This window comes from Kingella bonacorsii, assembly GCF_016623605.1.
Classification (GTDB): Bacteria; Pseudomonadota; Gammaproteobacteria; order Burkholderiales; family Neisseriaceae; genus Kingella_B; species Kingella_B oralis.
On sequence record NZ_JAEHNZ010000001.1, the window covers coordinates 451,925 to 475,017 of the forward strand.

Below are 23,093 nucleotides of genomic sequence, written 5' to 3' on the forward strand. Positions count from 1 at the left end.
AATCAGTGTGCTGGGAGGATGTCGGGTTCCACAAGAGTAGGCTCGCTGCTGGTTACTTGGCGCACGGTTTCAATTGCTTTGGGCTGGCATTGTTGCCATGCTTGCTCTTGCGTTTCTGACGAAACTTTTTCAGGCTGCCCCCATTCTGTTGGGGAACGCGTATTGCCTAAAAAATGAGTTTGATGGTTGTAAACAAGAGTGATATTAAAAGGGTCGTGGCGCGCTTGGGAATTGGGCATCAGCGCGACATTTCGGTTTTTGCCCATGTGAAAACGATAAACAGGGCTATCGGAATCGGTGCGGATAAAAACATATTGGGCGTTGTCTGGAACGACAACATAGGATGCCATTTTGTCGGTATCGGGCAATGGGGTGTAATTCTTGGCTTGGGGGGGCGTGTCGCTGTGGCTGAATGCGTAGCGGATTTGATGAGCTGACAAAACAGAATCCAGTTCATAAGCCGAGAACATCATGGCGCGTTTTTTGCCGATTTTGGCTTGTCTACCACTACTGGTGGCTGCCAGCAACAAATCGGGCAGTTTGAGGCGCGTTTCTGTAAGCTCTATGGTGCTGATGTTGCCTTGTTTGCTGGCTTGCCATGTGCCTCCTGTTATCAGGTCTAAACTACCTGCGATGAGCGCGAAGCAAAAGCGATTGTTGTCCATCAGCATAAGATTTTGCGCCCAATCCACGCCGCCGCTGTGGTAGTGCCCAACAAATGGCTCGGCGGCTTGGGCGGTGGTTAAACTGGCGCATAGCGCAAGGGCAAGCAATGGTTTTTTCATGATGAATTCGCTGGGTTGCAATGAATGGGCAGCATGGTTACGTTTTCAGGCTTCCTATTGCGTTCAGGCAGCCTGAAAATGGAGTTACGCTTTAATCCAGCCTGCACCGCTTTCTTTCACAATATCGCTTAATGCGTCTAGCCATGCGGGGTTGTCGTTTAAGCAGGGGATGTATTGGAATTGCGTGCCGCCTGCGGCGTGGAATTGCTCGCGCCCACGGATGGCGATTTCTTCCATGGTTTCCAAGCAATCGCTCACAAAACCAGGGCAGATAACATCTAGCTTGGTGATTTTGTGTTTGCGTGGCAATTCTTTAAACAGGGTTTGCGTGCTGGGTTCTAGCCATTTGCCGCCGCCAAAACGGCTTTGGAAGGAAACAATGTAGTCTTGCTCGCTTAAGCCTAATTCCAGCGCAACAAGGCGGGCGGTTTCGCGGCATTCTTGCGCATAGGGGTCGCCCAAATCGCTGTGTTTTTGCGGGATGCTGTGGAAGCTAAACATCAGTTTTTCGCCTGCGCCGTATTGTTTGCGATAGGCGGTGATTTGTTGGGCAAGGGCGCGGATGTAGCCTGCGTGGTAATAAAAGCGGGCGATGGTGCGCGCCGACATTTGGTTGCGCTCGTGTTCCAATTCGTCTAACACTTTATCCAGCGCGGCGCCAGTGCTGCTGCCTGCGTATTGCGGATATAGCGGCAACACAATCACCCGCCCCACGCCTTTGCTTTTGAGCGTGCTCATGGCTTCGTGGATGCTGGGTTTGCCGTAGCTCATGGCGTAGGCGCAATGGATATTTTCAGGCAGCCTTTCGCGCAGGCCTTCCAGCTGGCGGTGGGTGAACACTTTGAGCGGCGAGCCTTCTTTGAGCCAGATTTTTTCGTATAACCGCGCGGCATGGCGGCTGCGAAACGGCAGGATGATACCGCGCAGCAGCGGCTGCCACAGCCAAGGGGAAAGCTCTATCACGCGCGGGTCGGATAAAAAATCGCGCAAAAAGGGGCGCACGGCTTCGGGCGTGGGCGCTTCGGGCGTGCCCAGATTAACAAGCAACACGCCAACTTGGTTTTGTTCGGCAAGGGGGATGGAAAATTCGGGGTGAAAATTCATGGTTTAAAACCGCGCAAGGCGGCGTTGTTGATGGGGAGTGTGAGGCGGTTTTAGCTACGCTGAACTTCGTTTCAGGCTGCCTCTGCTATGAATTACACATAGCTTTTGCTGCGGGTTAAATCCATAATCAGCAAGGGATTATCTTCGCGCATTTTGTCAATTAACTCTTGGCAACGGTAGGTTTTGGGTTCTTGCCACAGCCAGTCTAACTCGGCTTGGGTGAGCCCCACCATTTGCAAAAACTGCACCTTGCCGTTGGGCGTATCCATTTCGGGCAGCTTGGGGTCGGGTGCGAAGGCGATGCCGACGATGGCGGTGTCGGTGTCCAGCCGCACGGGCCCGTTGGCAGGGATAAAGTGATAGGGTTCAAACCATTTGCCGCTGTCAAACACATAGCGAGCAAGGTTGTTCATCACATTAATCACCCATATAGGCTCATGGTTTGCGCCGTTTTGGTTTTTGTCGTCTGTAACAGGGGCGATGCGGCAGGTAAATTCAAAGCCCCATTTGCTGAAATCGGCTTCGGCGCTTTCGGGGTCAAAATACAATTCGCTCATGCCGTAGGAAATCAGATGGCGGTGGAACTGCTGCTCTTCGCAATCGTAGATGCTTACGCCGTCTAGTGGGTCTTCGCCGCCTATCATGTATTTGACGATGGTGCCGTAGTGGCGCGGTTCTTGGTTGGGATAAAGGGCGTCAATGGCGACATCTATGGCGTTCCAGCCTACGGCTTCGTCTTCGCTGAATTGGGCGCGGTATTCTGCTTCGGTCATGGGATTCTCCTTGGGCGAAATAGGCTGCTTGCCGTTTTCAGGCTGCCTACACAGGCTATGGCGCAGCGTGGTGGGCTTGGGTTAAACCGCGTTCACTGGTATGCGCTAACGGGCGGCAAGGTCATCGCCAGCACGCTTTGAGTTTGCTGGGCGCGGAAGTCTGCCAGCTTTTGCGCTAAGTCGTTGTCTTGGTTGGCAAGCAACGCAATGGCAAACAGGGCGGCGTTGGCTGCGCCTGCTTCGCCGATGGCAAAGGTGGCAACGGGCACGCCTTTGGGCATTTGCACGATGGACAGCAGCGAATCTTCGCCGCACAGGTATTTGCTGGGCACGGGCACGCCGAGCACGGGCAGCGTGGTTTGCGCCGCCACCATGCCCGGCAGATGCGCCGCGCCGCCCGCGCCTGCGATAATGGCTTGCAGACCGCGTTCGCGCGCGGTTTTGGCGTAGTCAAACATTAAATCGGGCGTGCGGTGGGCGGAAACGACTTGGGCTTCATAGTCCACGCCGAATTGTTGCAGCATTTTGGCGGCGTGTTCCATGATGTGCCAATCGCTGTTGCTGCCCATGATGATGCCTATTTTTGCCATGGCGGATTATCCTTTTCGCTACGCTGAACGGGGTTTCAGGCTGCCTTATTTGAAGAAATCGCCCATGCCTGCGGGCAGGCCTTGGGTGAACTGCACCATTTTGGCGGAAGTGGCGGCTTCGCCTTTTTCGTGCGCGTCGTTGATGGCGGCGAGGATGAGGTCTTCTAGCATTTCGGGGTCGTCGGCGGCTTCGCTGATTAAATCGGGGCTGATGCTGATTTTGCGGACAACGTGGCTGCACGTGGCGGTTACTTTGACCAAGCCGTTGCCTGCTTGCCCTTCTACTTCGGTTTGCGCGAGTTCTGCTTGCGCTTTTTTCATGTTTTCCTGCATTTTTTGGGCTTGTTGCATCAAGCCGCCGAGTCCTGCTTTGCCGAACATGGTGTGCTCCTGTGGATGGTGTGATGGGAATGAATAAGGCAGCCTGAAAAGGGGTTTTAGGGGTTTTCAGGCTGCATGAAATGGGCGCGATTATAGCATTATTTAATAGGGGGTGGTTTGGGATGGGTTGGGGGATGAGGCAGCCTGAAAATCGGTCTATTCAGCAAAAATCGTTTGGCTCAACATCAAACGATTTTGTTTTTTCAGGCTGCCTTTGGGGCGGCAAAGATTGGGCAAACGGCGTGCGCAGCGGAGCTGCACACCCTACGTGGTTGGTGTAAACAATGATGGGAGGGGTAAACAGCTATGTCGGCGAGCCGCCGACGCTCCATTGGGTTGGGTTTTAGCTTCGCAACTCCGCTTCGCTACGCAGGCTGCCTTTTGTTGACACGATAAGGCAGCCTGAAAAATGGGTGGTAGCGTTTTCAGGCTGCCTTTATCGTTGGGCGAGTATGCGTCGGGCGGCTTCCACGCCCCACCATGCGGCTTCTTCAAACACGGAGTAGCCGCTTAAATCGCTGTGGGCGAAGTGCAGGCGGGATTGGTGTTGGCGCAGGGTGAGTAGTGTGGGCTGGGTGAGATAGCCTGCGCTGGGCACGCTCATGGCGTGGGCGCGGACGGTGATGTCCACATGGGCGACGTGTTGCCAGAATGTTTTGCCGTAGGCGGTGAGTAGGTCTTGGGCGGCGATGTCTAGTAGGTCGCGGGCTTCGGCGGCAAGCAGTTGGCGGCGGATGTTGGCGGGGCTGTCGTGGTTGAGCGCGGTGTAGGCGGTGAAAATGGTGTGGCTGGGGCGGGCGACGTGGATGCGTTGGTGGCTGGCGACCACGTAGCCTAGCCCTTGGCTGCCGTAAACGATGTTGTCCCATGCTAATTCGCTGCGCTTGGGTTCGGCGGGGAAGCTGTGGAGTACGAAGTTGCTGATGAGCCACGGGGCGGATGGGGGCAGCCTGAAATCGGGGGCGAAGCCGTAGCGCTGGGGGTTTTGGATAATGCGTTGGGCGATGTTGAGCGGCATGGCGCAAATGACGTTTTGGGCGCGGATGCTGCGTGTGTCGCCTGTGTGGATGTGGCGCAGGGTGATGCGAACGTGGTCGCTGTGTTCGGCGATGTGGCTGGCGGCGTAGGGATAGCTTTCAGGCTGCCTGAATGTGAGTTCACGGGTGTTGGGCAGTTGCTCGTGGCTTTGGATTTTGGCGTGGGCGCGTAGGGCTTCGGATAGGTGGTTTAAGCCGTCTGCCCATGTGAGCACGGGGGCGTGTTCGTTGCCACGCGCGGCGAAGTAGTGCAGCCCTGCGTAGGCGGAAACGTGGGCAATACCTTGCCCGTAATCGTCGCGGCAGCAGTAATCCAAATACCAAAGCAGACGGGGAGATTGATAGCCTTGGGTGGCGAGCCATTGGGCGAAGGTTTGGCGGTCTAGCGCGCGCCATTGGGGGTCTTGCGATGATAGGGCGATGGGGATGGCGAAGATTTTGCGCCCGTCGCTGCCGCGTGCGTGCAACAGTTGGGCGATTAGAGCGAAGAAACGGCGGGTATCGGGGTCGTGCGGCTGGGGGATGATGCCGTCTTGCCATGCGCCGTTAATCAGCAGGCGTTCATCGGGGGCGTTGACAAGGTCGGTGTCGCGGTAGATGGGCTTGCCTGCGTCATCATAGCCTTGCAGGATGCCGAAATCGGCGAGCATTTGGCGGATGTGGCTGCTTTCGGCGGATGGCTGGGCAAGGTAGTGCGCGCCGCTGGGGGCGGTTAAGGGCGTTTTCAGGCTGCCTGAATAGGCGTAGGCGGCGTTGTTGCCGTTGCGCTCAAAGCCTTCAGCGAGGCAGAAATTGGTGTAGCCGTTGCGGGCGAAGTGCCACGCGGCGGAAAGCGCGGCGGCTCCGCTGCCCAAAATCAGCGTTTCGCAAACGTGTTCGCGGCTGGGGGCGGCGTTGAGTTGCTGGTCGCGCAGCAGGTGGGCAAGCGGCAAGCCGACTTTGTTTACTGTGATGCTGGGCGGGCGCGAGAGATAGCGATATCCCAACCATGATGCGGAAGCGGCGGTGGCGAGGGTGGCGGTGGTTTGCAGGAATTGGCGGCGGTTCATGGTGGATGTTGAGGCAGCCTGAAAACGGCTTGGATGGGTAGAAAGGGAAAGGCGAATTTTACAACGGATGGTGGGCTTTATCCGCTTTCGCTGTGCCAACCTGCTTTTCAGGCTGCCTTTATGCCTTTCTTTCATATCTTTTAGAACGCCGCTTGGCATAACGAATATTCAAAACCATTCTTGGAAAACGAAATTTCAAAAGACTATGATTGCGCCGCATTGCCAACCGACAACCCACCAAAAGGAACACAATCATGTCAAAAAAACTGCTTTTCACCGTATCCGACAGCACGCCCCTGCCCGAGCTATACCGCCGCTTGGTGCAAGCCATCGACCTATTGGAACAACACATCGGCTACGCCCACAAACGCGCCCTGCCCACGGTAAAACAAGCGATTGACCACATGCGCCGCTTTGTGTCGGGCGAGCTGGGCACCGACGAAGGCGCGAAACTGTGGTTCAAAAAGCTCACCAAGCTCGCCGAAGAAGTGGGCGACATGACCCCCGAGCAATCCGCCTATGTTTTGGCCGCCGCCGAAGTGGGGCACGCCGCATCGCACATGGGGCATGTAAACATGGCCCTGAGCCGCGGCGGGCGCACCGAAGCCGATGCCGAATATGTGAAACTGCAAACCGCCTATGTGAACTTCGCGTTTAAAGGCGTGGACGAATTTCTCGTGCTAGCGGATGGCAAAATTCAACCCAATTTTGCGTTTAACGATGAAACCGTTGCGGCGTAAGCAAGAGCGGTTTCAGGTTGCCTTTATCGGCGCGCCCAAGGCAGCCTGAAAACATAAAAACTTTTCACTCACCTCAATCCCCCCCCCCCAACGGAGCCACCCATGACCCCGCAACAAACCCAATTCAAAGCCGACCGCTTCTCCAACTACGCCTACGCCGTTATCGTCCCCCAAGGCGGCGCAAGCTACGCCGAACAAGCCGCCGACATCGTCGCGCAAATCCAACAACACTTTGCCGACAAACAAATCATCCGCCAAACCGTATTCCTACGCGATCCCAACCGCCTAGACGAAACCGCGCAGTTCTTTGCCGCGCAACAAGGCGCAGCGCAGCCGCTGACCGCGTTTGTGAGCCAAGCCCCTGCCGATGGCAACCTGCTCGCCGCCGAAATCGTTGCCGTGTCGGGCGCAGAAGTTACCCGCGTAAACAACGGCTTAACCACCGTGCAGCATAACGGCATCACCTTCATCCACACCCATGCCGATGCCTACCTCGGCGGCAAAGCCCCGCGCGAAAATGCCTACGCCGACACCCTCGCCGTGTTAAACGACAACATCGCTCTGCTCAAACAAGGCGGCGCAAGGCTGGATCAAGTGTTCCGCACATGGTTCTACATGGGCAGCATCGTCGCCCCCGATAACCGCGTTGCCAACCAAGAACAACGCTACAAAGAACTCAACCGCGCCCGCACCGATGCCTTTGGCGACACCCAATTTCTCAAAGGCAGCCTGAAAACCCAGCCCAACTTTGACGTGTACCCTGCCTCCACAGGCATCGGCATGGGCGGCGAAGACGTGGCATTGGGCAGCACCGCGCTGATTACCGACCGCGCCGACGTGTTCACCCTGCCGCTGGAAAACCCCCGCCAAACCCCCGCCTTTGAATACGCGCGACATTACAGCCCCGAAACGCCCAAATTCGCCCGCGCCATGGCGGTGATATACGACAACCAGGCCGCCGTGTATGTGTCGGGCACCGCCTCCATCACCGCATCCGAAACCCAACACATCGGCAACACCGCCAAGCAAACCGAAGAAACGCTGCTCAACATCGCCGCGCTCATCGCCCCCGAAAACTTCGCCGCATCAGGCTTCGCAGGCTACGGCGCAACGCTGCAAGATTTAGCCGTTGTCCGCGCCTATGTGAAACACGCCGCCGATTACGAAACCGTCCGCGCCGTGTGCGAACAGCAGCTGCAAGGCGTGCCCGTGGTTTACACCATCGGCGACGTGTGCCGCGACGATTTGCTGGTGGAGCTGGAATCCGTCGCCCACATCCAAAAGGCAGCCTGAAACAAAGTTTACCCCCCGCAAAGGACAAAACCATGACCACACTCTACGACATCACCGACTACTCGCTAGACCAACTCTACGACTACTACGAGCGCACCATCGCCCAAGCCGAAAGCCTGAAAGACCAAGCCCATCCGCGCACCCTATTCCACGTAGAATCCGCCCTGCGCGATTTTCGCAAATTCGGCGCAGGCGAATTAGACATTGACCTTGGCACCAAACGCTGGTTTCGCGTGATGTCGCACCTGGTGGAAGAAGTCGCCGACATGGACAACAGCCAAACCGCCTACATTCTCGCCCTAGCCGAAATCGGACACGCCGCCGCCCACTTGGGGCACCTCAACACCGCACTCAGCCGCGGCGGGCGCACCGAAGCCGATGTGAAATACGAAGCGCTCAACCGCGCCTATGTAGGCTTCGGTTTCAAATGCGCGGAAACCTATTTGGGGCTGATGCAACACTAAGGCAGCCTGAAAACGCGTTTGCGCAATCAAACAACCGGCAATGCAAAAAGGCGGATTTCCCATCCGCCCTTTTTTGTCCGCTCCTATCGCGTAAATAAACCGCGCACACGCAAAAAGGCAGCCTGAAACGACTATTTATCGTTTTCAGGCTGCCCTTTAATCAGCAAAATTACTCAGCCGCAGCAACCACAGCCACAGTAATTGTTGCTACTGCATCAGCGTGCAAAGCCACTTCAATTTCGTATTCGCCAACCGCTTTGAACGGACCTTCTGGCAAACGAACGTTAGATTTCAACGCTTCCACACCAGTAGCCACAATCGCCGCAGCAATATCCGCATTGGTAACAGAACCGAACAAGCGACCGTCCACACCCGCTTTTTGCGCGATGGTAATGGTTTGACCGTGCAATTTAGCTTGACGCGCTTGCGCATCAGCCAAAATAGCGGCTTGTTTTGCTTCCAATTCAGCACGGCGTGCTTCAAACTCTTTCAAGTTTGCTTCGGTAGCGCGTTTGGCTTTGGCAGTAGGAATCAAAAAATTGCGTGCGTAACCGTTTTTTACGGTTACCACATCACCCAAGTTGCCCAAACCAGCAACGCGTTCCAACAAGATAATTTGCATAATGTGAACTCCTAATTATTTATGTTGGTCAGTGTAAGGCAACAAAGCCAAGAAACGAGCGCGTTTCACAGCAACAGCCAATTGGCGTTGGTAGTGCGCTTTTGTGCCAGTGATGCGAGCGGGAATGATTTTGCCGTTTTCAGTAATGAAGTCTTTAAGCAAATCAACTTGTTTGTAATCCACTTCTTGGATTTTTTCAGCCGTAAAACGGCAGAATTTGCGACGTTTAAATGTTTGACGAGCCATGTCGTTTAACCTTTATATTCTTGAATATTTTGAATTCGCAACACAGGGCGGAAAATTCTTTGGCTGCGTTGGGCTAAAAAGCCGCTCACCTCAACCATTGTGCCGATTTTGTGTTGCCATGCTTTGGCTTGCTCACCGATAATCTTTGCGGGCAGTTCAAATTTGACTTGATGCTGCAAACCGTTTTCTTCTTGCACGCTTTCGTGTTGCAACACCACATCCAACACAGGAACACCTGCCGGCGTGTAGCGCAAAACATCCACTTTGTGCAACAGAGCGGTGAGCTGAAACTGATTGTTCAATTAGGCTTCAGCAGTTGCTTCACCAGCAGCTTCGCCGTTAAGCAGATTTTTAGATTTTTCGCCTTGCATCATCACAGATGGCTCGGTTACGGCTGCTTTCTTTTGGATGGTGAGATGACGCAACACGGCATCGTTAAAGCGGAAACCTGTTTCCAACTCTTCGATGGTTGCGGGGGTGGCTTCAATGTTCATCAACACATAGTGTGCTTTGTGCAACTTGTTGATTTGGTAAGCCAATTGGCGGCGACCCCAGTCTTCCAAGCGGTGGATTTTGCCACCTGCTTCAGTAATCATGGATTTATAGCGTTCAACCATAGCGGGCACTTGCTCGCTTTGGTCTGGATGAACGATAAACACGATTTCGTAATGACGCATGTTATCTCCTTACGGTTGGTTAAAAACAGCCGCCCGCCATGCGATTGCGGGCAGCAAGGTTGCAAAACGGCGGATTATAATAATGTTTGGCGATTGAGCGCAAGTTTTTCTGGTTTTCGCGTATAATCGCGCTTTAGATTTTATGAACAATCAACAACGAGAAGCGAATGGAAAAGAAACCCGTTTTAAGCAAACAAGAAATTTTGGCGTTGCGCGCTCGGGCGCATCATTTGAACCCTGTGGTGATGGTGGGCCAGCATGGTTTAACCGAGGCGGTCATCCGCGAAACGGAAACGGCATTGCGTGCACATGAATTGATTAAAGTGCGCGTGTTGGGCGACGAGCGCGATGAGCGTTTGCTGATTGGCGAAGCTTTGTGCGCGGCAACAGGGGCGCAGTTGGTGCAGCATATCGGCAAACTGTTGGTATTGTACCGCGAACGCCCGGATGACGAATAACCCTTAGGCAGCTTGAAAGCGGGTTTACGAGCTTCTGCGAAGCTAAAAACCAAAACAGCTCAAATCGCGCGGATTGAGCTGTTTTTATATTTCAGGATGGCGTTACATCGACCCGTCGTTTTTCAGCAATGAAAACAAGGGCACGTTTTTTTCGCGGATTTTTTTGCCGCCGTCCAAATCGGTGAATTCCAAAATGGCGCAGGCTTCCACCACTTCGCCGCCCAGCCTGCGAATCAGCTCCACGCCTGCCAGCATGGTGCCGCCCGTTGCCACCAAATCGTCAATCAACAATACGCGGCTGCCTTCGCGGATGGCGTCTTTGTGGATTTCTACCGTGGCTTCGCCGTATTCCAGCGCGTAGGTTTGCGAAATGGTGTCAAACGGCAGCTTGCCTTTTTTGCGAATCGGCACAAAGCCAACGTTTAATTGATACGCCAACGCCGCGCCGATAATGAATCCACGCGCTTCCAAGCCTGCCACCACGTCTATTTTTTGCCCCATGTAGTGATAGGTGAACAAATCCACCAGCAAGCGGAAATATTCGGGGCTTTGCAATACGGTGGTGATGTCGTGAAACAGAATGCCGTCTTTGGGAAAATTGGGGATTTTGCGGATTTGTGCGGCGAGATTATCCACGCCCATCACATCTGGGTGAAAACGCATTTTTTGTTGATTTCCATAAGTAAAAATCGCATTATAATCACATTTTACATTTCGGGCAGCCTGAAAATAATAGGCAGCCTGCGTAGCGAAGCGGAGTTGCGAAGCTAAAATGAGCAAAGCGAATTTCAGCGAAGCTAAAATGAGCAAAGCGAATTTCAGCGAAGCTAAAACAACCAATCACCCAACCACAACCACCCCCAACAAGGAACACCCCATGTGCCAACTACTCGGCATGAATTGCAACACCCCCACCGACATCGGCTTCTCGTTCGCAGGCTTTTCCAAACGCGGCGGGCTCACCGACCACCACACCGATGGCTTTGGCATCGGCTTTTTTGAAGGGCGCGGCTTGCGCCTGTTTTTAGACGACAAGCCCAGCGCGCAATCGCCCGTTGCCGAGCTGGTTCGCAATTACCACATCAAATCAGAAAACGTCATCGCCCACATCCGCAAAGCCTCGCAAGGCATCAACTCGCTGGAAAACACCCACCCATTCCAGCGCGAAATGTGGGGCGGCTACTGGCTGTTTGCCCACAACGGGCAGCTGCGCCCCAGCTTCGCCCCCGATTTCAACGGCAAAGCCTATCGCCCCGTTGGCAGCACCGATTCCGAGCAAGCCTTTTGCTATCTGCTCAACCGCCTGCGCGCCCAATTCCCCGACCGCCCCTGCCCCAACACGCTGTTTGACGCGCTTGCCGAGCTGTGCGCCGAGATTCGCCAGCATGGCATGTTCAACTTCATCCTATCGGACGGGCGGGTGATGTATGCCCACGCCAGCACCCTGCTCTACTACATCACCCGCCAGCCGCCCTTTGGGCAAGCCCATCTGATTGATGAAGACATGGCAATAGACTTCGCCAAAGTAACCACGCCCAACGACCGCGTAACCGTTATCACCACCCTGCCCCTTACCGACAACGAAACATGGCGGCAATTCGCCTGCGATGAGCTGATGATGTTTGACCACGGCAAACTTGTGCGCCGCCACCGCCCCGAAAACCCCGTTTATTTAACCCAAGAAGAAGGTTTAGAAATCGCGCGCAAAGCAGGCGTGAGCGTGTAAAAGTCTTGTTCACAACCCATTTTCAGGCTGCCTTGGGCGTTGCTTGGGTTTGAGCATTTTCATGGCGTCTTGCCGCCATACCCACGCTTTAAAAGTTCACACATTGCTTGGCAATTTTTAAAATGGCAAAAAATCACCCATTTAGGCAGCCTGAAAAAAGGTTGCCTAAAATCGTTTTCAGGCTGCCTTTTGTTGCCATCGCGCCCGCCATTGATGCAGCCTGAAAACGTTTAACAGCAACATCCTATTGTTTTCCATGCGTTTATTGCGTCTCACGCCCAACCGTTTTCAGGCTGCCGCAACCCATGCAGCCTGAAAAATAGGCACTCAACCTTAAACACAGTAAAATAGTGCCTTTTTTTGGCAGCCTGAAACCGAGCAAAGCGCATTTCAGCCCAGCCAAACCCCATCCACAATCGCAAAATAAGGAGAAATCACATGAAAGGCATCATCCTAGCTGGCGGCAGCGGTACCCGTCTTTCCCCCATCACTCGCGGTGTATCCAAGCAGCTTTTGCCCATCTACGACAAACCCATGATTTACTACCCGCTGTCGGTGCTGATGCTGGCAGGCATTCGCGAAATTTTGGTCATCACCACGCCCGAAGACAATCACGCCTTTCGCCGCTTATTAGGCGATGGCAGCTGCTTTGGCATCCACATCAGCTACGCCGTGCAGCCCAGCCCCGACGGGCTAGCCCAAGCCTTTATCATCGGCGAAGAATTTATTGGCGATGACAACGTTTGCTTGGTGTTGGGCGACAATATTTTCTACGGACAACATTTCAGCCAAACGCTCAAAGCCGCGGCCGAGCAAAAACACGGCGCAACCGTGTTTGCCTACCAAGTCAAAGACCCCGAACGCTTTGGCGTGGTGGCGTTTGACGACAACAAAAAAGTGCTCTCTATTGAAGAAAAACCCAAACAGCCCAAATCCGATTGGGCGGTAACAGGCTTATATTTTTATGACAACCGCGTGGTGGATTTTGCCAAGCAAGTTAAACCATCCGCCCGCGGCGAGCTGGAAATCACCAGCCTAAACGAAATGTATCTGAACGACGGCAGCCTGAACGTGCAACTGCTGGGGCGCGGCTTCGCATGGCTAGATACGGGCACACACGAAAGCCTGCACGATGCCGCCGCCTTTGTGCGCACCATTCAAAACATCCAAAACCTGCAAGTTGCCTGCTTGGAAGAAATCGCTTGGCGCAACGGCTGGCTCACTTCCGATGAGCTGCGCCAACTTGCCGAGCCGATGAAGAAAAACGAATACGGGCAACACCTGCTGCGTCTCATCAACAAAGAAAACCAATAGGCAGCCTGAAAAAGCAAGGCGGATTTCCCATCCGCCCTTTTTTCCATTTCGCATCCCATTTTCAGGCTGCCTCAACCCTTTTTATTCGCGCCAGATTAAACATGACCCACCCTTTTCGCCGTTCCCGCTTCTTTCGCCACACGCTGCCCGATGCCAACATCTCCGAGCTGGGCAACATCCGTTCCCTGCATCTAGGCACGCCCACCATCCAAAGCTCCATGAACATCCACAACCCCAGCGAACTGGTGCTGTCATACAGCCGCGCGATGATGGGCTGGATGCTGTTTGCCGACGATGTGCCGCAAAACATCCTGCAAATCGGCTTGGGCGGCGGCTCGTTTGCCCGCTGGCTGGCGGAATATTTGCCCGAAGCCAAGCAAATCTGCATTGAAATCAATCCGCAAGTGATCAAAATCGCCCGCGCTTCGTTTTGCCTGCCGCCCGAAGGTGAGCAGTTTCAAATCATAGAAGCGGACGGCGCGGAATACGTCCAAATTCTGAATCGCAGCACCGACCTGATTTTGGTGGACGGCTTTGACGGCGTGCAAATTATTGATGAACTGGTGGGCGAACCTTTTTTCCACGACAGCCAGCAAGCCCTAAGCGAACACGGCATTTTCGTGACCAACTGGTGGAGCGGCGACAAACGCTATCCGCTGTTTATCCAACGCCTGCGCACGATTTTCCACAACCGTGTGCTGGAAATTCCCGCCGAAACGCATGGCAACATCGCCGTGCTCGCCTTTCAGGCTACCCCCGAAGACCTTCGGCTCGCCAGCCTGAAAAAGCGTGCGGAAACCCTATCGCAGCAATACGGCTTAAACTTTCTCCGAATGCTGGCGGACGCAAAGGCGCGCAATCCGCACAACGGCAAAGCGTTCCAACTCAAGGCAGCCTGAAAACGGAGCTTTAACAAAATGAGAACAAAGATGTTGCCGAAAATCGTCATCCAAAACAGCACGATTGGACTGGGCGAGTGCATGGCGCTCCTTCTGTGTGTGTTTTTTTCTGGTGGCCACCTACACTGGTTTTGGACTGACTTGTGGGAAAAACAGAGGTTTAAGCCGCTAATGCTCGTATTTGCCGCCATTTTCGTGCTGCCCGCCATTGTCATTCTGCGCCGGCAATTTGACCGAAGCCCGCAGCTCATCATTTCGCCGCTAGGGCTTGATTTGCGCCGAAGCTCCGCTTTCTTCGCGGGCCGTTTCAAAATATCACGCTTCAAGTCGTCCAGATTCAAATCCCGGCATCGCCGCCCCCAGCGTTTTATCGCTTGGAACAAGATGCGCGGGAAAAAAAATAGACTTCGCAACCCTCTTCAATGGGCGTTCCCCCCCCAATCAGTGGCTTATCATCTATACCGACCAAGGAGCACTCTTGTCTTTACTTAATTTCATGCAACACAAAGACAACCTGCAAGAATGGCTACGCACCATCGCCTCTGCACCAGACGAAGCCGAGCGCGCCGCGCTCATCCTAAAAATCAAACGGGAATACGAACTATGGTTACCCTAAACACACTCAAAAAAATGAAAACCGACGGCGAAAAAATCGCCATGCTTACCTGCTACGAAGCCTCTTTCGCCGCCCTGATGAACCGCGCGGGCGTAGAAATCCTGCTGATTGGCGACTCGCTGGGCATGACCGTGCAAGGGCAAAGCAGCACGCTGCCCGTAACGCTAGAACACATGGTTTACCACACCCAAAACGTTGCCCGCAGCAACAGCCACAGCCTTATCCTTGCCGATTTGCCCTTTGGCAGCTATCAGCAAAGCAAAGAACAAGCCTTCGCCGCAGCCGCCGCGCTGATGGCAGCAGGCGCGCACATGGTCAAGCTGGAAGGTGGCGCGGTATTTGCCGAAACCACCGAATTTCTGCAAGCGCGCGGCATCCCCGTCTGCGCCCATATCGGGCTAACGCCGCAATATGTGAACACCCTGAGCGGCTACAAAGTGCAAGGACGCGGTGATGCCGCCGCAGCCGTGTTGGCAGATGCCCAAGCACACGACGCAGCAGGCGCAAGCATGATACTGATGGAATGCGTGCCCGCCGCGCTGGGCAAAACCATCACCCAAAGCGTTTCTTGCCCCACCATCGGCATCGGCGCAGGCAAAGACACCGATGGGCAAGTACTGGTGATGCACGATATGCTCGGCGTGTACCACGGCAAAACCGCCAAATTCGTCAAAAACTTTATGGATGGGCAAACCAGCATCCAAGCCGCGGTTGAAGCCTATGTGCGCGAAGTTAAAGCAGGTACCTTCCCCAGCGCGGAACACACCTTTGAATAGTTTTCAGGCTGCCTATGCTCAACAGCCAAAAGCAGCCTGAAACCCAGTTTAGCCAAGTGCCACCCCCGTTTCAGGCTGCCCAACCCATCCGAAAGTCCCCCATGCAAGCCACCGTTTACCTAGAAAACCAAGAATACATCGCCCTATGCGACCTGCTTAAACTGGCAGGACTCGCCGAAAGCGGCGGACACGCCAAAGCTCTGATTGCCGCAGGCGAAGTGCAGCGCAACGGCGCAACCGAAACCCGCAAAACCGCCAAAATCCGCGCAGGCGAAATCATCACTCTCCACGGCAACGAGCTAGAAATCCAAGCAGGCTACGACCCAGAGGCAGCCTGAAAATCTATATTCACTTTAAAATCAACATCATGACCATCCTATCCCTAGAAAACGCCAGCTTCGCAGTCGGACACGTCCCCCTGCTAGACCACACCGCCTTCCAACTCGCGCAAGGCGAAAAAATCGGACTCATCGGGCGCAACGGCGCAGGCAAATCCACGCTGCTCAAAATCCTCGCAGGCGCACAAAAGCTCGACGACGGGCAACTCATCATCCAAAGCAGCCTGAAAATCGTTTACGTGCCACAAGAAAGCGTGTTCCCGCCCGAAGCGAGCGTGTTTGACATCGTATCCGAAGGCTTGGGCACCATGCGCGACGTGCTGCGCCGCTACCACCAAATCAGCCACGAACTAGAACACAGCCAAAACAACGACTTAATCAAAGAACTCAACACTCTGCAAAACCAAATTGAAGCGCAAAACGGCTGGCAATTTGATGCCGCCATCCGCCAAACCATCAGCGAGCTAGGGCTGCCTGAAAACGAGCGCATCGGCAACCTCTCAGGCGGGCAAAAAAAGCGCGTCGCCCTCGCCCAAGCATGGGTGCAAAAACCCGACGTGCTGCTGCTGGATGAACCCACCAATCACCTAGACATCGACGCAATCATCTGGCTAGAAAACCTATTGCGCGGCTTTTCAGGCAGCCTCATCGTCATCACCCACGACCGCCGTTTTCTGGACAACATCGCCACCCGCATCGTCGAACTGGACCGTGGCACGCTGCGCTCATACGACGGCAGCTTCGCCAAATACAGCGAAAAAAAAGCGCAAGAACTCGCCGTAGAAGCCGAACACAACCGCCTGTTTGACAAATTCCACGCGCAAGAAGAAGCATGGATACGCAAAGGTATAGAAGCCCGCCGCACCCGCAACGAAGGACGCGTGCGTCGCTTGGAAGAACTGCGCCGCCAACGCGCCGCCCGCCGCGAGCGGCAAGGGCAAGTGTCGTTCCAGCTTAACGCGGGCGAAAAAAGCGGCAAAATCGTCGTCGAGCTGGAACATGCCTCGTTCCAATACGACAACAAACTGATTATGAACGACTTTTCCGCTATTATCCAACGCGGCGACAAAATCGGCTTAATCGGCGCCAACGGCATCGGCAAAACCACCTTTCTCAAACTCATCCTCGGCGAATTGCAGCCTACGCGTGGCAAAATCCGCATCGGCAGCAAGCAAGAAGTCGCCTATTTTGACCAATTTCGCAGCGCGTTAAACGAGCAAGACACCGTGTTCTACACCATCGGACAAGGCAACGATTTTGTGGAAATCGGCGGCAAAAAACGCCATGTGATGAGCTACTTGGAAGACTTTTTATTCCACCCCGCCCGCGCCCAATCGCCCGTGTCCTCGCTTTCGGGCGGCGAGCGCAACCGTCTGCTGCTTGCCAAGCTGTTCACCCGCCCCGCCAATATTTTGGTGCTGGACGAGCCCACCAACGACTTGGACATCGACACGCAAGAATTGCTGGAAGACCTGCTGCGCGACTACACCGGCACGGTGTTCCTTGTGAGCCACGACCGTATGTTTCTAGACAACGTCATCACGCAAAGCATCGTGTTCGAGAGCAACGGCAGCCTGAAAGAATACATCGGCGGCTATCAGGATTATGTGGACACCAAAGCCCGCGAAAGCAAAATTCAGGCTGCCGCAGCCGTCGCCACGCCAGATAGGCAGCCTGAAAAAGAAAAACCCAAAGCCAACCGCACGGTGAAACTATCGTACAAAGAACAGCGCGAATTGGACGCGCTGCCCGATGAAATCGCCGCGCTGGAAGCCGAGCAAGCCGAAATCAACGCCGCGCTTTCCCATCCCGACATCTTTAAGGACTACGAACAAGCAGGCACATTGCAAGCGCGCGCGGAAGAAATCGAGCTGGCGTTGTTGGAGAAATTGGAACGCTGGGAAATGCTGGAAGCGAAGCAAAGCGGCAGCACATAACAACATAGAAACCTTTGCCAAGCCCCGAGGCAGCCTGAAAGACATAGATGCCGCCATTCCAGCTCAGGCGGGAATGACGGAGGTGGATACAGCCGTTGTTTGCCAAAACTTCACAAAACCAAAGGCAGCCTGAAAATCCCGTTTCAGGCTGCCTTTTCTTGTTCGCGTTGTCGTTTAATCAACAACCCAATTTCGGATTGCCAATCAAAGCGCGCACGGCTTCTTGGTCTTTCTTGCGAATTTGCTCCGCCAGCGTAAACAGGCGGTGGGTTAATTCCGCGTCGTCTTGTGCGCTGGATTTGGCGGAAATCAAAATCGCCGCCAACTGCATGGCTTGGAATTTATCCAAATATTGCGTGTCCTGCATGGTAACGTCCTTTCATTGCACGTTCGAACCTGTATTCACTACTCTCATAGGCAGCCTGAAAACGGAAAACACGTTTTCAGGCTGCCCTAGGGCGTGTCAGCATTCAACTTTTGCAGCGGATTTTGCATCATAAAATGGCAGATGCAAGGCAAAAATGCGAGCCTATGTTGTCCATAGGCGAGTATTTTTAACGCAGCAGATGCCGTTTTAGGGCGAAAAAGCCGCCAAAATGTTGATTGTCAACACGCCCTAATCCCTAATGATTATTCGGGCTTGTTGCCCCCGCCGCGACGGCGCAGCACCGCGGGCGTTTCAAAATCATCAATCACCGATTGGCTGGCAAAATCCGCCGCCACCAAATTCGCGCTGTGCACATCGCGCGCCGAACGGAAAATGCTGTTCATTTTGTGGCTGTAATCAGGCTCAACGGGCGCAGCCGCATGGCGGTGCGTGGTCAGGCTGGATTCGTTTTTCTCTTTCAACCCCGTGGCGATGATGGTGATGCGAATCACATCTTCCGCCATGGATTCATCTTCGGCAGTACCAAATTTCAGCTCGGCATCGGGCGAAGCGTATTCGTTCACCACCGCCATGATTTCTTCGTATTCGTCCAAAATAAACGCATCGGGCGCGGTGGTAATGTTCACCAACACGCCGCGCGCGCCGCTCAGGCTTACATCGTCCAGCAAGGGGCTGGAAATGGCTTGCTCCACGGCGATGCGCGCGCGGTCTGTGCCTTTGGATTCGCCGATGCCCATCATCGCCATGCCGGTGATGCTCATCATGTTTTTCACGTCGGCAAAGTCCAAGTTAATCAAACCGGGGCTGGTAATCATCTCGGAAATGCCCGCCACGCCGTTGCGCAACACGTTATTCGCCGCGCGGAATGCCTCGCGCACGGTAACGCCCTTGCCCAACGCGGTGAGCAATTTATCGTTGGGCACAACAATCAGCGAATCAACGTGTTGTTTCAACAAATCAATACCTTGCTGCGCTACGATGCCGCGTTTGCCTTCGTGTTTGAACGGGCGCGTTACCACGGCAACGGTCAAAATGCCCATTTCTTTGGCGATTTCGGCAATCACGGGGGCTGCGCCTGTGCCTGTGCCGCCACCCATGCCGGTGGTGATGAACAACATATTCGCGCCGCTGATAGCTGCGGAAATCGCCTCGCGGTCTTCCAACGCCGCATCGCGCCCCACATCGGGGTTTGCGCCCGCGCCCAAGCCGCGCGTTAAACTGGCACCCAGCTGGATTTTGTTGGCGGCGTTGTTGTTTGCCAATGATTGCGCATCGGTGTTGGCGCTGATGTATTCCACGCCCTGAATCGGGTTGTCAATCATGTTGTTGATGGCATTGCAGCCGCCGCCGCCCACCCCGATGACTTTAATCACGGCGGGTCCGGTGTTGCCTTCGGCTAAATTGTAAACAGAATTGTTGTCCATATAGTTAAGCTCCAAAATGCGCTTGTCGTTATTGTGAAAATGGATTTTCAGGCTGCCTCATGCGGTTTCAAACGGGGATAGGCAGCCTGAAAAAAGATTAGAGATTGTTTTTCATCCAATTAATCGTTCTGCTTATCCAGCTTGGCTTGCGCGGTATCGGCTCGGGCGGCAGCAGCAAATCATCGGGTTCGTCGTCTTCGCGTGGCGAGGGGCGTTTTTCGTTTTTGCTGATAACGGGCTTCTCGGCAACGGTGTTGCTGGTGCGGCGATTGGGTTTGCCTGCGCTGATGCCGTTTTGCTGGGCGCGTTTTTTCGCGGCGTGCAGTAAGCCGATTACTGTGGCATAACGTGGATTGCGGATGCGGTCGGATAGTGTGCCCACTTCTTGTGGCACGCCAATGCGCGCGGGCAAGTTGAACACATCTTCCGCCAGCTCCACCACGCCGCGCAGCAACGATGCGCCGCCCGTGAGCACGATGCCCGAAGTTAAAACTTCTTCGGGGAAGCCTGCGCGGCGCAGCTCGTTTAACGTAAGCTCCAAAATTTCTTCCACGCGCGGCCCGATGACGCTGGCGAGCGTGCGGCGCGAAATTTGGCGTGGCAAGCGGTCGCCCACGCTAGGCACTTCCACCATTTCATCCAAGCCTTCTAGGTTTTCTAACGCCACGCCGTGGAAAATTTTGATGCGCTCGGCAGCGGTGTAGGGTGTGCGCAAGGCTTGCGCCAAATCGCGGGTAATCAAATCGCCCGCAATTGGAATAACGGCGGTGTGGCGAATCGCGCCGTTGGTGTAAACGGCGATGTCGGTTGTGCCACCGCCGATGTCAATCACGCAAACGCCCAGTTCTTTTTCGTCTTCGGTGAGCACCGCATCGGCGGAAACCAGCGGTTGCAGCATGATTTCGTCTACTTTCAAGCCACAGCGCTCAATGCATTTTTGCACGTTTTGCAAGGCAGTTACTGCGCCTGTGATGATGTGCACGCGCGTATCCAAGCGCACGCCACTCATGCCGATGGGCTCGCGCACGCCCGGTTGGTTGTCGATGATGTATTCTTGCACCACGGTGTGCAAAATTTGGTGGTCGGGGGGGATGTTCACCGCTTTGGCGGTGTCTTTGGCGCGTTCAATGTCGGCTTTGGTTACTTCGCCGTCTTTGATTTTGACCACGCCTTGCGAATTAAGGCTGCGAATGTGGTTGCCTGATATGCCTGTTACCACACTGGTAATTTTGCATTCCGCCATGCGCTCGGCTTCACTCATTGCTTGATGGATGGCTTGGGCGGTGGCATCAATGTTGGTAACCATGCCTGCTTTTAAGCCGCGAGATTCGGCTAATCCCATACCTACGATGTTGATTTCATCCGCCACCACTTCGCCAATTAAGGCGATGACTTTTGATGTGCCGACATCTAGTGCGCTAACGTATTGCTTATTTTCAGCCATATTTTTGTTCCAGTTTATTGTTTTTTGGGTTTGGTTTTTGCTTGAATTTTGGCGATGTTTTTCTTGGGTTTATCGCTTTGTTTGGGGGAAGATTGATTGCTGGGGGCAGTGATAAGTTCATCATCCAGCATCATGTCTTCAATATTGGGCTCGGGCGGCGGGGCATCGGAGCGCAGCCGTGTGGCAAATGCGTCTTGATAGCGCATATCCACATAATCAATATATTGCGCTCTGGCTTGCAAATAGCGGGGAAACGATTGCACAAACCGCGCCATGCGTGTGCTGGTTTCGTCTTTGCCGAGGCGAACTTCTATGCCGTTGTTGAGCATCATCGACCATGCACCGCGCGGGCTATATTGTAAACGGATAATCCTTAATCGCAAAGGTTTGAGTTGATTATTAAAATTTTCGTATTGTTCAAACATCACTTTTTGTTCGTTTACATCGCCGTCAAACTCGGGCAATTCTTCGGCATAGACAGCCTGAAAAACCTCGCCGTGAGTGGAAACCAGCCCTGCTTGTTCGCCGTTGCGTATCCAGCGGGCGGCGGGTTCGTATTCGTCTATGGTTACTTTGATTTGGGCGGGGGGAATGCGGTCAATTTTCACGCTGCGCACCCAGTCTAATTTGCTGGCGGCGCGTTGGGCTTCGTGTAGATTTACGGTGAAAAAGCTGCCTGTTAAATAGGGACGCATGGTTTCAAACAGGCGTTTTTTGTCGGCGTGGTGCAGTTTTTCCGTGCCGTCGGGGGTGATGATGGTGATTTCGGCGATTTGAAAATAGGGCTGGCGTGAGAGCCAAATGCCGCCTGTCATCAGCAGGAATAGGAGCGTCAGGTAAAGCAAAAATCTCACGGCGGCTTCCTATTTGCTGAACGCGGTTTGCAAAATGGCAACGCATAAATCGGCAAATCCGATGCCTTTTTGTTGCGCGGCTTTGGGGATGAGGCTGTGGCCGGTCATGCCGGGGAGGGTGTTGACTTCTAAGATATAGATTTTGCCCGCTTCGTCTTTCAGAAAATCCACGCGTCCGCAGGTGTTGCCGCCGCCGATGGCGGCAAAGGCTTGCCGGGCGAGGCTTTGCATAAGCTGCTCATCCTCTGCGCTTAAATCGGAGGGGCAAAGGTAAACGGTGTCGTTGCGTTGGTATTTGGCTTCCCAGTCGTAAAAATCGTTTTGCGGGATGATGCGAATGCTGGGCAGGGCTTGTTGGTTGAGCACGCCGCAGGTGTATTCGCCGCCCGACATGAATTGCTCGGCAAGGATTTCGCCGTGTAGATTTTCGCGGCGCAGTTGGCGGTAGATTTGGGCAAGCTCGCCTGCTTGGCGGACTTTGTGCACGCCTACGCTGCTGCCTTCGGCGGCGGGTTTGATAAACAGGGGTAAGCCAAGTTGTTGTTCTACGGCGGTGAAGTCGCTATCGTCGTGCAATACGGCAAAGGCGGGGATGGGCAAGCCGAGCGCCTGCCAGATAAGTTTGCAGCGGTATTTGTCCATGCCGAGTGCTGAGGCGAGCACGCCGCAGCCTGTGTAGGGGATTCCGAGCGCTTCTAACGCGCCTTGCACGGTGCCGTCTTCGCCGTAGGTGCCGTGCAGGATGTTAAAGGCAGCCTGAAAACCTTGGGTTTTAAGTTCGGCGAGGTTGGTTTCGGCGGGGTCAAACGGGTGGGCATCAATGCCTTTGCTTTGCAGGGCGGCGAGGATGGCTTTGCCGCTGGCGAGGGAAACTTCGCGTTCTGATGAGAAACCGCCCATTAGGACGGCGATTTTGCCGAAGGATTGGGGTGATTGCATGATGGATGGGGCTTTCTTGCTGCGGGGGTGAGTTTCAGGCTGCCTTTGGGGTGGGGTTTATTTGTTTTCAGGCTGCCTTGGGTGTTTGTAACGATGGTGATGGTGGATGAGTAGAGGCAGCCTGAAAAGGGGATGGTGGAGTGTTTGCGGTGGTGCGTGGCGAAGCCACATACCCTACTTGCTAAACGATGTTTCAGGCTGCCTTTATGTTTTGGCTAT

The 23,093-nt window shown here is 54.3% G+C and carries 27 protein-coding genes; 11 read left to right on the forward strand and 16 right to left on the reverse strand.

Going from position 1 to position 23,093, the window contains the following annotated elements; genetic code table 11:
• Positions 1–2: 2 nt before the first annotated feature.
• The 6 genes from JDW22_RS02325 to JDW22_RS02350 form a co-directional block, all read right to left on the reverse strand.
• Positions 3–785 (reverse strand): hypothetical protein, encoded by a 783-nt coding sequence (locus tag JDW22_RS02325; protein ID WP_200521534.1) that lies wholly within the window; start codon positions 783–785, stop codon positions 3–5.
• 84 nt (positions 786–869) lie between these two features.
• Positions 870–1,889 carry a ferrochelatase gene (gene hemH, locus JDW22_RS02330; protein WP_200521535.1) on the reverse strand — a complete coding sequence of 340 codons (1,020 nt, stop codon included), beginning with the start codon at positions 1,887–1,889 and terminating at the stop codon, positions 870–872.
• A 92-nt stretch (positions 1,890–1,981) separates the two neighbouring features.
• A complete protein-coding gene (locus JDW22_RS02335; RefSeq protein ID WP_200521536.1) occupies positions 1,982–2,662 on the reverse strand; it encodes a suppressor of fused domain protein in 681 nt (226 codons plus the stop codon).
• Between the two features lie 92 nt (positions 2,663–2,754).
• On the reverse strand, positions 2,755–3,252 hold the full coding sequence (purE, locus tag JDW22_RS02340; protein WP_200521537.1) for a 5-(carboxyamino)imidazole ribonucleotide mutase: 498 nt from the start codon (positions 3,250–3,252) through the stop codon (positions 2,755–2,757).
• Positions 3,253–3,297: 45 nt separating this feature from the next.
• Complete coding sequence (locus tag JDW22_RS02345) at positions 3,298–3,633, reverse strand: YbaB/EbfC family nucleoid-associated protein (protein WP_200521538.1); 336 nt, start codon at positions 3,631–3,633, stop codon at positions 3,298–3,300.
• 436 nt (positions 3,634–4,069) lie between these two features.
• Entirely contained in the window at positions 4,070–5,719 is a 1,650-nt protein-coding gene (locus tag JDW22_RS02350; RefSeq protein ID WP_200521539.1) for an FAD-binding protein, read from the reverse strand.
• Between the two features lie 254 nt (positions 5,720–5,973).
• On the opposite strand from JDW22_RS02350, the gene JDW22_RS02355 reads away from it, so the two are divergent.
• From JDW22_RS02355 to JDW22_RS02365, 3 genes are all read left to right on the forward strand, one after another.
• Complete coding sequence (locus JDW22_RS02355; protein WP_200521540.1) at positions 5,974–6,459, forward strand: CoA biosynthesis protein CoaBC; 486 nt, start codon at positions 5,974–5,976, stop codon at positions 6,457–6,459.
• Positions 6,460–6,561: 102 nt separating this feature from the next.
• Positions 6,562–7,752 carry a RidA family protein gene (locus JDW22_RS02360; RefSeq protein ID WP_200521541.1) on the forward strand — a complete coding sequence of 397 codons (1,191 nt, stop codon included), beginning with the start codon at positions 6,562–6,564 and terminating at the stop codon, positions 7,750–7,752.
• A 32-nt stretch (positions 7,753–7,784) separates the two neighbouring features.
• Positions 7,785–8,216 (forward strand): hypothetical protein, encoded by a 432-nt coding sequence (locus tag JDW22_RS02365; protein ID WP_003795164.1) that lies wholly within the window; start codon positions 7,785–7,787, stop codon positions 8,214–8,216.
• 169 nt (positions 8,217–8,385) lie between these two features.
• On the opposite strand, the gene rplI is transcribed toward JDW22_RS02365, so the two are convergent.
• Genes rplI through rpsF form a run of 4 tightly spaced genes read right to left on the reverse strand, consistent with a single transcriptional unit; the run spans position 8,386 to position 9,761 of the window.
• Positions 8,386–8,838, reverse strand: coding sequence for a 50S ribosomal protein L9 (rplI, locus tag JDW22_RS02370; RefSeq protein WP_200521542.1), 453 nt, complete (start codon positions 8,836–8,838; stop codon positions 8,386–8,388).
• 15 nt (positions 8,839–8,853) lie between these two features.
• Positions 8,854–9,084 carry a 30S ribosomal protein S18 gene (gene rpsR / locus JDW22_RS02375; protein ID WP_002641495.1) on the reverse strand — a complete coding sequence of 77 codons (231 nt, stop codon included), beginning with the start codon at positions 9,082–9,084 and terminating at the stop codon, positions 8,854–8,856.
• 5 nt (positions 9,085–9,089) lie between these two features.
• Positions 9,090–9,386 carry a primosomal replication protein N gene (priB, locus tag JDW22_RS02380; protein ID WP_003795161.1) on the reverse strand — a complete coding sequence of 99 codons (297 nt, stop codon included), beginning with the start codon at positions 9,384–9,386 and terminating at the stop codon, positions 9,090–9,092.
• Positions 9,387–9,761 (reverse strand): 30S ribosomal protein S6, encoded by a 375-nt coding sequence (gene rpsF / locus JDW22_RS02385; protein ID WP_200521543.1) that lies wholly within the window; start codon positions 9,759–9,761, stop codon positions 9,387–9,389. It abuts the gene before it with no gap.
• A gap of 167 nt (positions 9,762–9,928) precedes the next feature.
• On the opposite strand from rpsF, the gene yhbY reads away from it, so the two are divergent.
• Entirely contained in the window at positions 9,929–10,219 is a 291-nt protein-coding gene (yhbY, locus tag JDW22_RS02390; RefSeq protein ID WP_003795156.1) for a ribosome assembly RNA-binding protein YhbY, read from the forward strand.
• A gap of 102 nt (positions 10,220–10,321) precedes the next feature.
• On the opposite strand, the gene JDW22_RS02395 is transcribed toward yhbY, so the two are convergent.
• Entirely contained in the window at positions 10,322–10,882 is a 561-nt protein-coding gene (locus tag JDW22_RS02395; RefSeq protein WP_200521544.1) for an adenine phosphoribosyltransferase, read from the reverse strand.
• Positions 10,883–11,096: 214 nt separating this feature from the next.
• On the opposite strand from JDW22_RS02395, the gene JDW22_RS02400 reads away from it, so the two are divergent.
• The 7 genes from JDW22_RS02400 to JDW22_RS02430 all read left to right on the forward strand — a co-directional run bounded on the left by JDW22_RS02400 (position 11,097) and on the right by JDW22_RS02430 (position 17,825).
• Complete coding sequence (locus JDW22_RS02400; RefSeq protein ID WP_235964674.1) at positions 11,097–11,945, forward strand: class II glutamine amidotransferase; 849 nt, start codon at positions 11,097–11,099, stop codon at positions 11,943–11,945.
• Between the two features lie 438 nt (positions 11,946–12,383).
• The gene (gene rfbA / locus JDW22_RS02405; protein WP_200521546.1) at positions 12,384–13,259 is read left to right on the forward strand and encodes a glucose-1-phosphate thymidylyltransferase RfbA; all 876 of its coding nucleotides are present in this window, start codon (positions 12,384–12,386) and stop codon (positions 13,257–13,259) included.
• A 101-nt stretch (positions 13,260–13,360) separates the two neighbouring features.
• Complete coding sequence (locus JDW22_RS02410) at positions 13,361–14,158, forward strand: polyamine aminopropyltransferase (protein WP_200521547.1); 798 nt, start codon at positions 13,361–13,363, stop codon at positions 14,156–14,158.
• A gap of 478 nt (positions 14,159–14,636) precedes the next feature.
• A complete protein-coding gene (locus JDW22_RS02415; RefSeq protein WP_200521548.1) occupies positions 14,637–14,774 on the forward strand; it encodes a hypothetical protein in 138 nt (45 codons plus the stop codon).
• The gene (panB, locus tag JDW22_RS02420; protein ID WP_200521549.1) at positions 14,762–15,550 is read left to right on the forward strand and encodes a 3-methyl-2-oxobutanoate hydroxymethyltransferase; all 789 of its coding nucleotides are present in this window, start codon (positions 14,762–14,764) and stop codon (positions 15,548–15,550) included. The genes JDW22_RS02415 and panB overlap by 13 nt, the downstream gene beginning before the upstream one ends.
• A gap of 101 nt (positions 15,551–15,651) precedes the next feature.
• Complete coding sequence (locus tag JDW22_RS02425) at positions 15,652–15,888, forward strand: RNA-binding S4 domain-containing protein (protein WP_200521951.1); 237 nt, start codon at positions 15,652–15,654, stop codon at positions 15,886–15,888.
• A 29-nt stretch (positions 15,889–15,917) separates the two neighbouring features.
• On the forward strand, positions 15,918–17,825 hold the full coding sequence (locus JDW22_RS02430) for an ATP-binding cassette domain-containing protein (RefSeq protein WP_200521550.1): 1,908 nt from the start codon (positions 15,918–15,920) through the stop codon (positions 17,823–17,825).
• 178 nt (positions 17,826–18,003) lie between these two features.
• On the opposite strand, the gene JDW22_RS02435 is transcribed toward JDW22_RS02430, so the two are convergent.
• From JDW22_RS02435 to JDW22_RS02455, 5 genes are all read right to left on the reverse strand, one after another.
• On the reverse strand, positions 18,004–18,192 hold the full coding sequence (locus JDW22_RS02435; RefSeq protein WP_003795133.1) for a hypothetical protein: 189 nt from the start codon (positions 18,190–18,192) through the stop codon (positions 18,004–18,006).
• A 263-nt stretch (positions 18,193–18,455) separates the two neighbouring features.
• Positions 18,456–19,637, reverse strand: coding sequence for a cell division protein FtsZ (gene ftsZ / locus JDW22_RS02440; protein ID WP_200521952.1), 1,182 nt, complete (start codon positions 19,635–19,637; stop codon positions 18,456–18,458).
• A gap of 97 nt (positions 19,638–19,734) precedes the next feature.
• A complete protein-coding gene (ftsA, locus tag JDW22_RS02445) occupies positions 19,735–21,081 on the reverse strand; it encodes a cell division protein FtsA (RefSeq protein WP_200521551.1) in 1,347 nt (448 codons plus the stop codon).
• Positions 21,082–21,095: 14 nt separating this feature from the next.
• Complete coding sequence (locus JDW22_RS02450; protein WP_200521552.1) at positions 21,096–21,935, reverse strand: cell division protein FtsQ/DivIB; 840 nt, start codon at positions 21,933–21,935, stop codon at positions 21,096–21,098.
• 9 nt (positions 21,936–21,944) lie between these two features.
• A complete protein-coding gene (locus tag JDW22_RS02455) occupies positions 21,945–22,874 on the reverse strand; it encodes a D-alanine--D-alanine ligase (RefSeq protein ID WP_200521553.1) in 930 nt (309 codons plus the stop codon).
• Positions 22,875–23,093: the final 219 nt, after the last annotated feature.

Excerpts from the sequence above, each read along its gene's own strand:
- yhbY (WP_003795156.1), top strand. The coding sequence starts at position 9,929 with ATGGAAAAGAAACCCGTTTTAAGCAAACAAGAAATTTTGGCGTTGCGC.
- JDW22_RS02395 (WP_200521544.1), bottom strand. The coding sequence starts at position 10,882 with ATGCGTTTTCACCCAGATGTGATGGGCGTGGATAATCTCGCCGCACAA.
- JDW22_RS02400 (WP_235964674.1), top strand. The coding sequence starts at position 11,097 with ATGTGCCAACTACTCGGCATGAATTGCAACACCCCCACCGACATCGGC.
- JDW22_RS02365 (WP_003795164.1), top strand. The coding sequence starts at position 7,785 with ATGACCACACTCTACGACATCACCGACTACTCGCTAGACCAACTCTAC.
- JDW22_RS02345 (WP_200521538.1), bottom strand. The coding sequence starts at position 3,633 with ATGTTCGGCAAAGCAGGACTCGGCGGCTTGATGCAACAAGCCCAAAAA.
- JDW22_RS02355 (WP_200521540.1), top strand. The coding sequence starts at position 5,974 with ATGTCAAAAAAACTGCTTTTCACCGTATCCGACAGCACGCCCCTGCCC.
- JDW22_RS02410 (WP_200521547.1), top strand. The coding sequence starts at position 13,361 with ATGACCCACCCTTTTCGCCGTTCCCGCTTCTTTCGCCACACGCTGCCC.
- JDW22_RS02435 (WP_003795133.1), bottom strand. The coding sequence starts at position 18,192 with ATGCAGGACACGCAATATTTGGATAAATTCCAAGCCATGCAGTTGGCG.
- JDW22_RS02455 (WP_200521553.1), bottom strand. The coding sequence starts at position 22,874 with ATGCAATCACCCCAATCCTTCGGCAAAATCGCCGTCCTAATGGGCGGT.
- ftsA (WP_200521551.1), bottom strand. The coding sequence starts at position 21,081 with ATGGCTGAAAATAAGCAATACGTTAGCGCACTAGATGTCGGCACATCA.
- ftsZ (WP_200521952.1), bottom strand. The coding sequence starts at position 19,637 with ATGGACAACAATTCTGTTTACAATTTAGCCGAAGGCAACACCGGACCC.
- hemH (WP_200521535.1), bottom strand. The coding sequence starts at position 1,889 with ATGAATTTTCACCCCGAATTTTCCATCCCCCTTGCCGAACAAAACCAA.
- JDW22_RS02360 (WP_200521541.1), top strand. The coding sequence starts at position 6,562 with ATGACCCCGCAACAAACCCAATTCAAAGCCGACCGCTTCTCCAACTAC.
- rpsF (WP_200521543.1), bottom strand. The coding sequence starts at position 9,761 with ATGCGTCATTACGAAATCGTGTTTATCGTTCATCCAGACCAAAGCGAG.
- JDW22_RS02325 (WP_200521534.1), bottom strand. The coding sequence starts at position 785 with ATGAAAAAACCATTGCTTGCCCTTGCGCTATGCGCCAGTTTAACCACC.
- JDW22_RS02430 (WP_200521550.1), top strand. The coding sequence starts at position 15,918 with ATGACCATCCTATCCCTAGAAAACGCCAGCTTCGCAGTCGGACACGTC.
- rfbA (WP_200521546.1), top strand. The coding sequence starts at position 12,384 with ATGAAAGGCATCATCCTAGCTGGCGGCAGCGGTACCCGTCTTTCCCCC.
- rplI (WP_200521542.1), bottom strand. The coding sequence starts at position 8,838 with ATGCAAATTATCTTGTTGGAACGCGTTGCTGGTTTGGGCAACTTGGGT.
- JDW22_RS02335 (WP_200521536.1), bottom strand. The coding sequence starts at position 2,662 with ATGACCGAAGCAGAATACCGCGCCCAATTCAGCGAAGACGAAGCCGTA.
- JDW22_RS02425 (WP_200521951.1), top strand. The coding sequence starts at position 15,652 with ATGCAAGCCACCGTTTACCTAGAAAACCAAGAATACATCGCCCTATGC.
- rpsR (WP_002641495.1), bottom strand. The coding sequence starts at position 9,084 with ATGGCTCGTCAAACATTTAAACGTCGCAAATTCTGCCGTTTTACGGCT.
- panB (WP_200521549.1), top strand. The coding sequence starts at position 14,762 with ATGGTTACCCTAAACACACTCAAAAAAATGAAAACCGACGGCGAAAAA.
- JDW22_RS02350 (WP_200521539.1), bottom strand. The coding sequence starts at position 5,719 with ATGAACCGCCGCCAATTCCTGCAAACCACCGCCACCCTCGCCACCGCC.
- purE (WP_200521537.1), bottom strand. The coding sequence starts at position 3,252 with ATGGCAAAAATAGGCATCATCATGGGCAGCAACAGCGATTGGCACATC.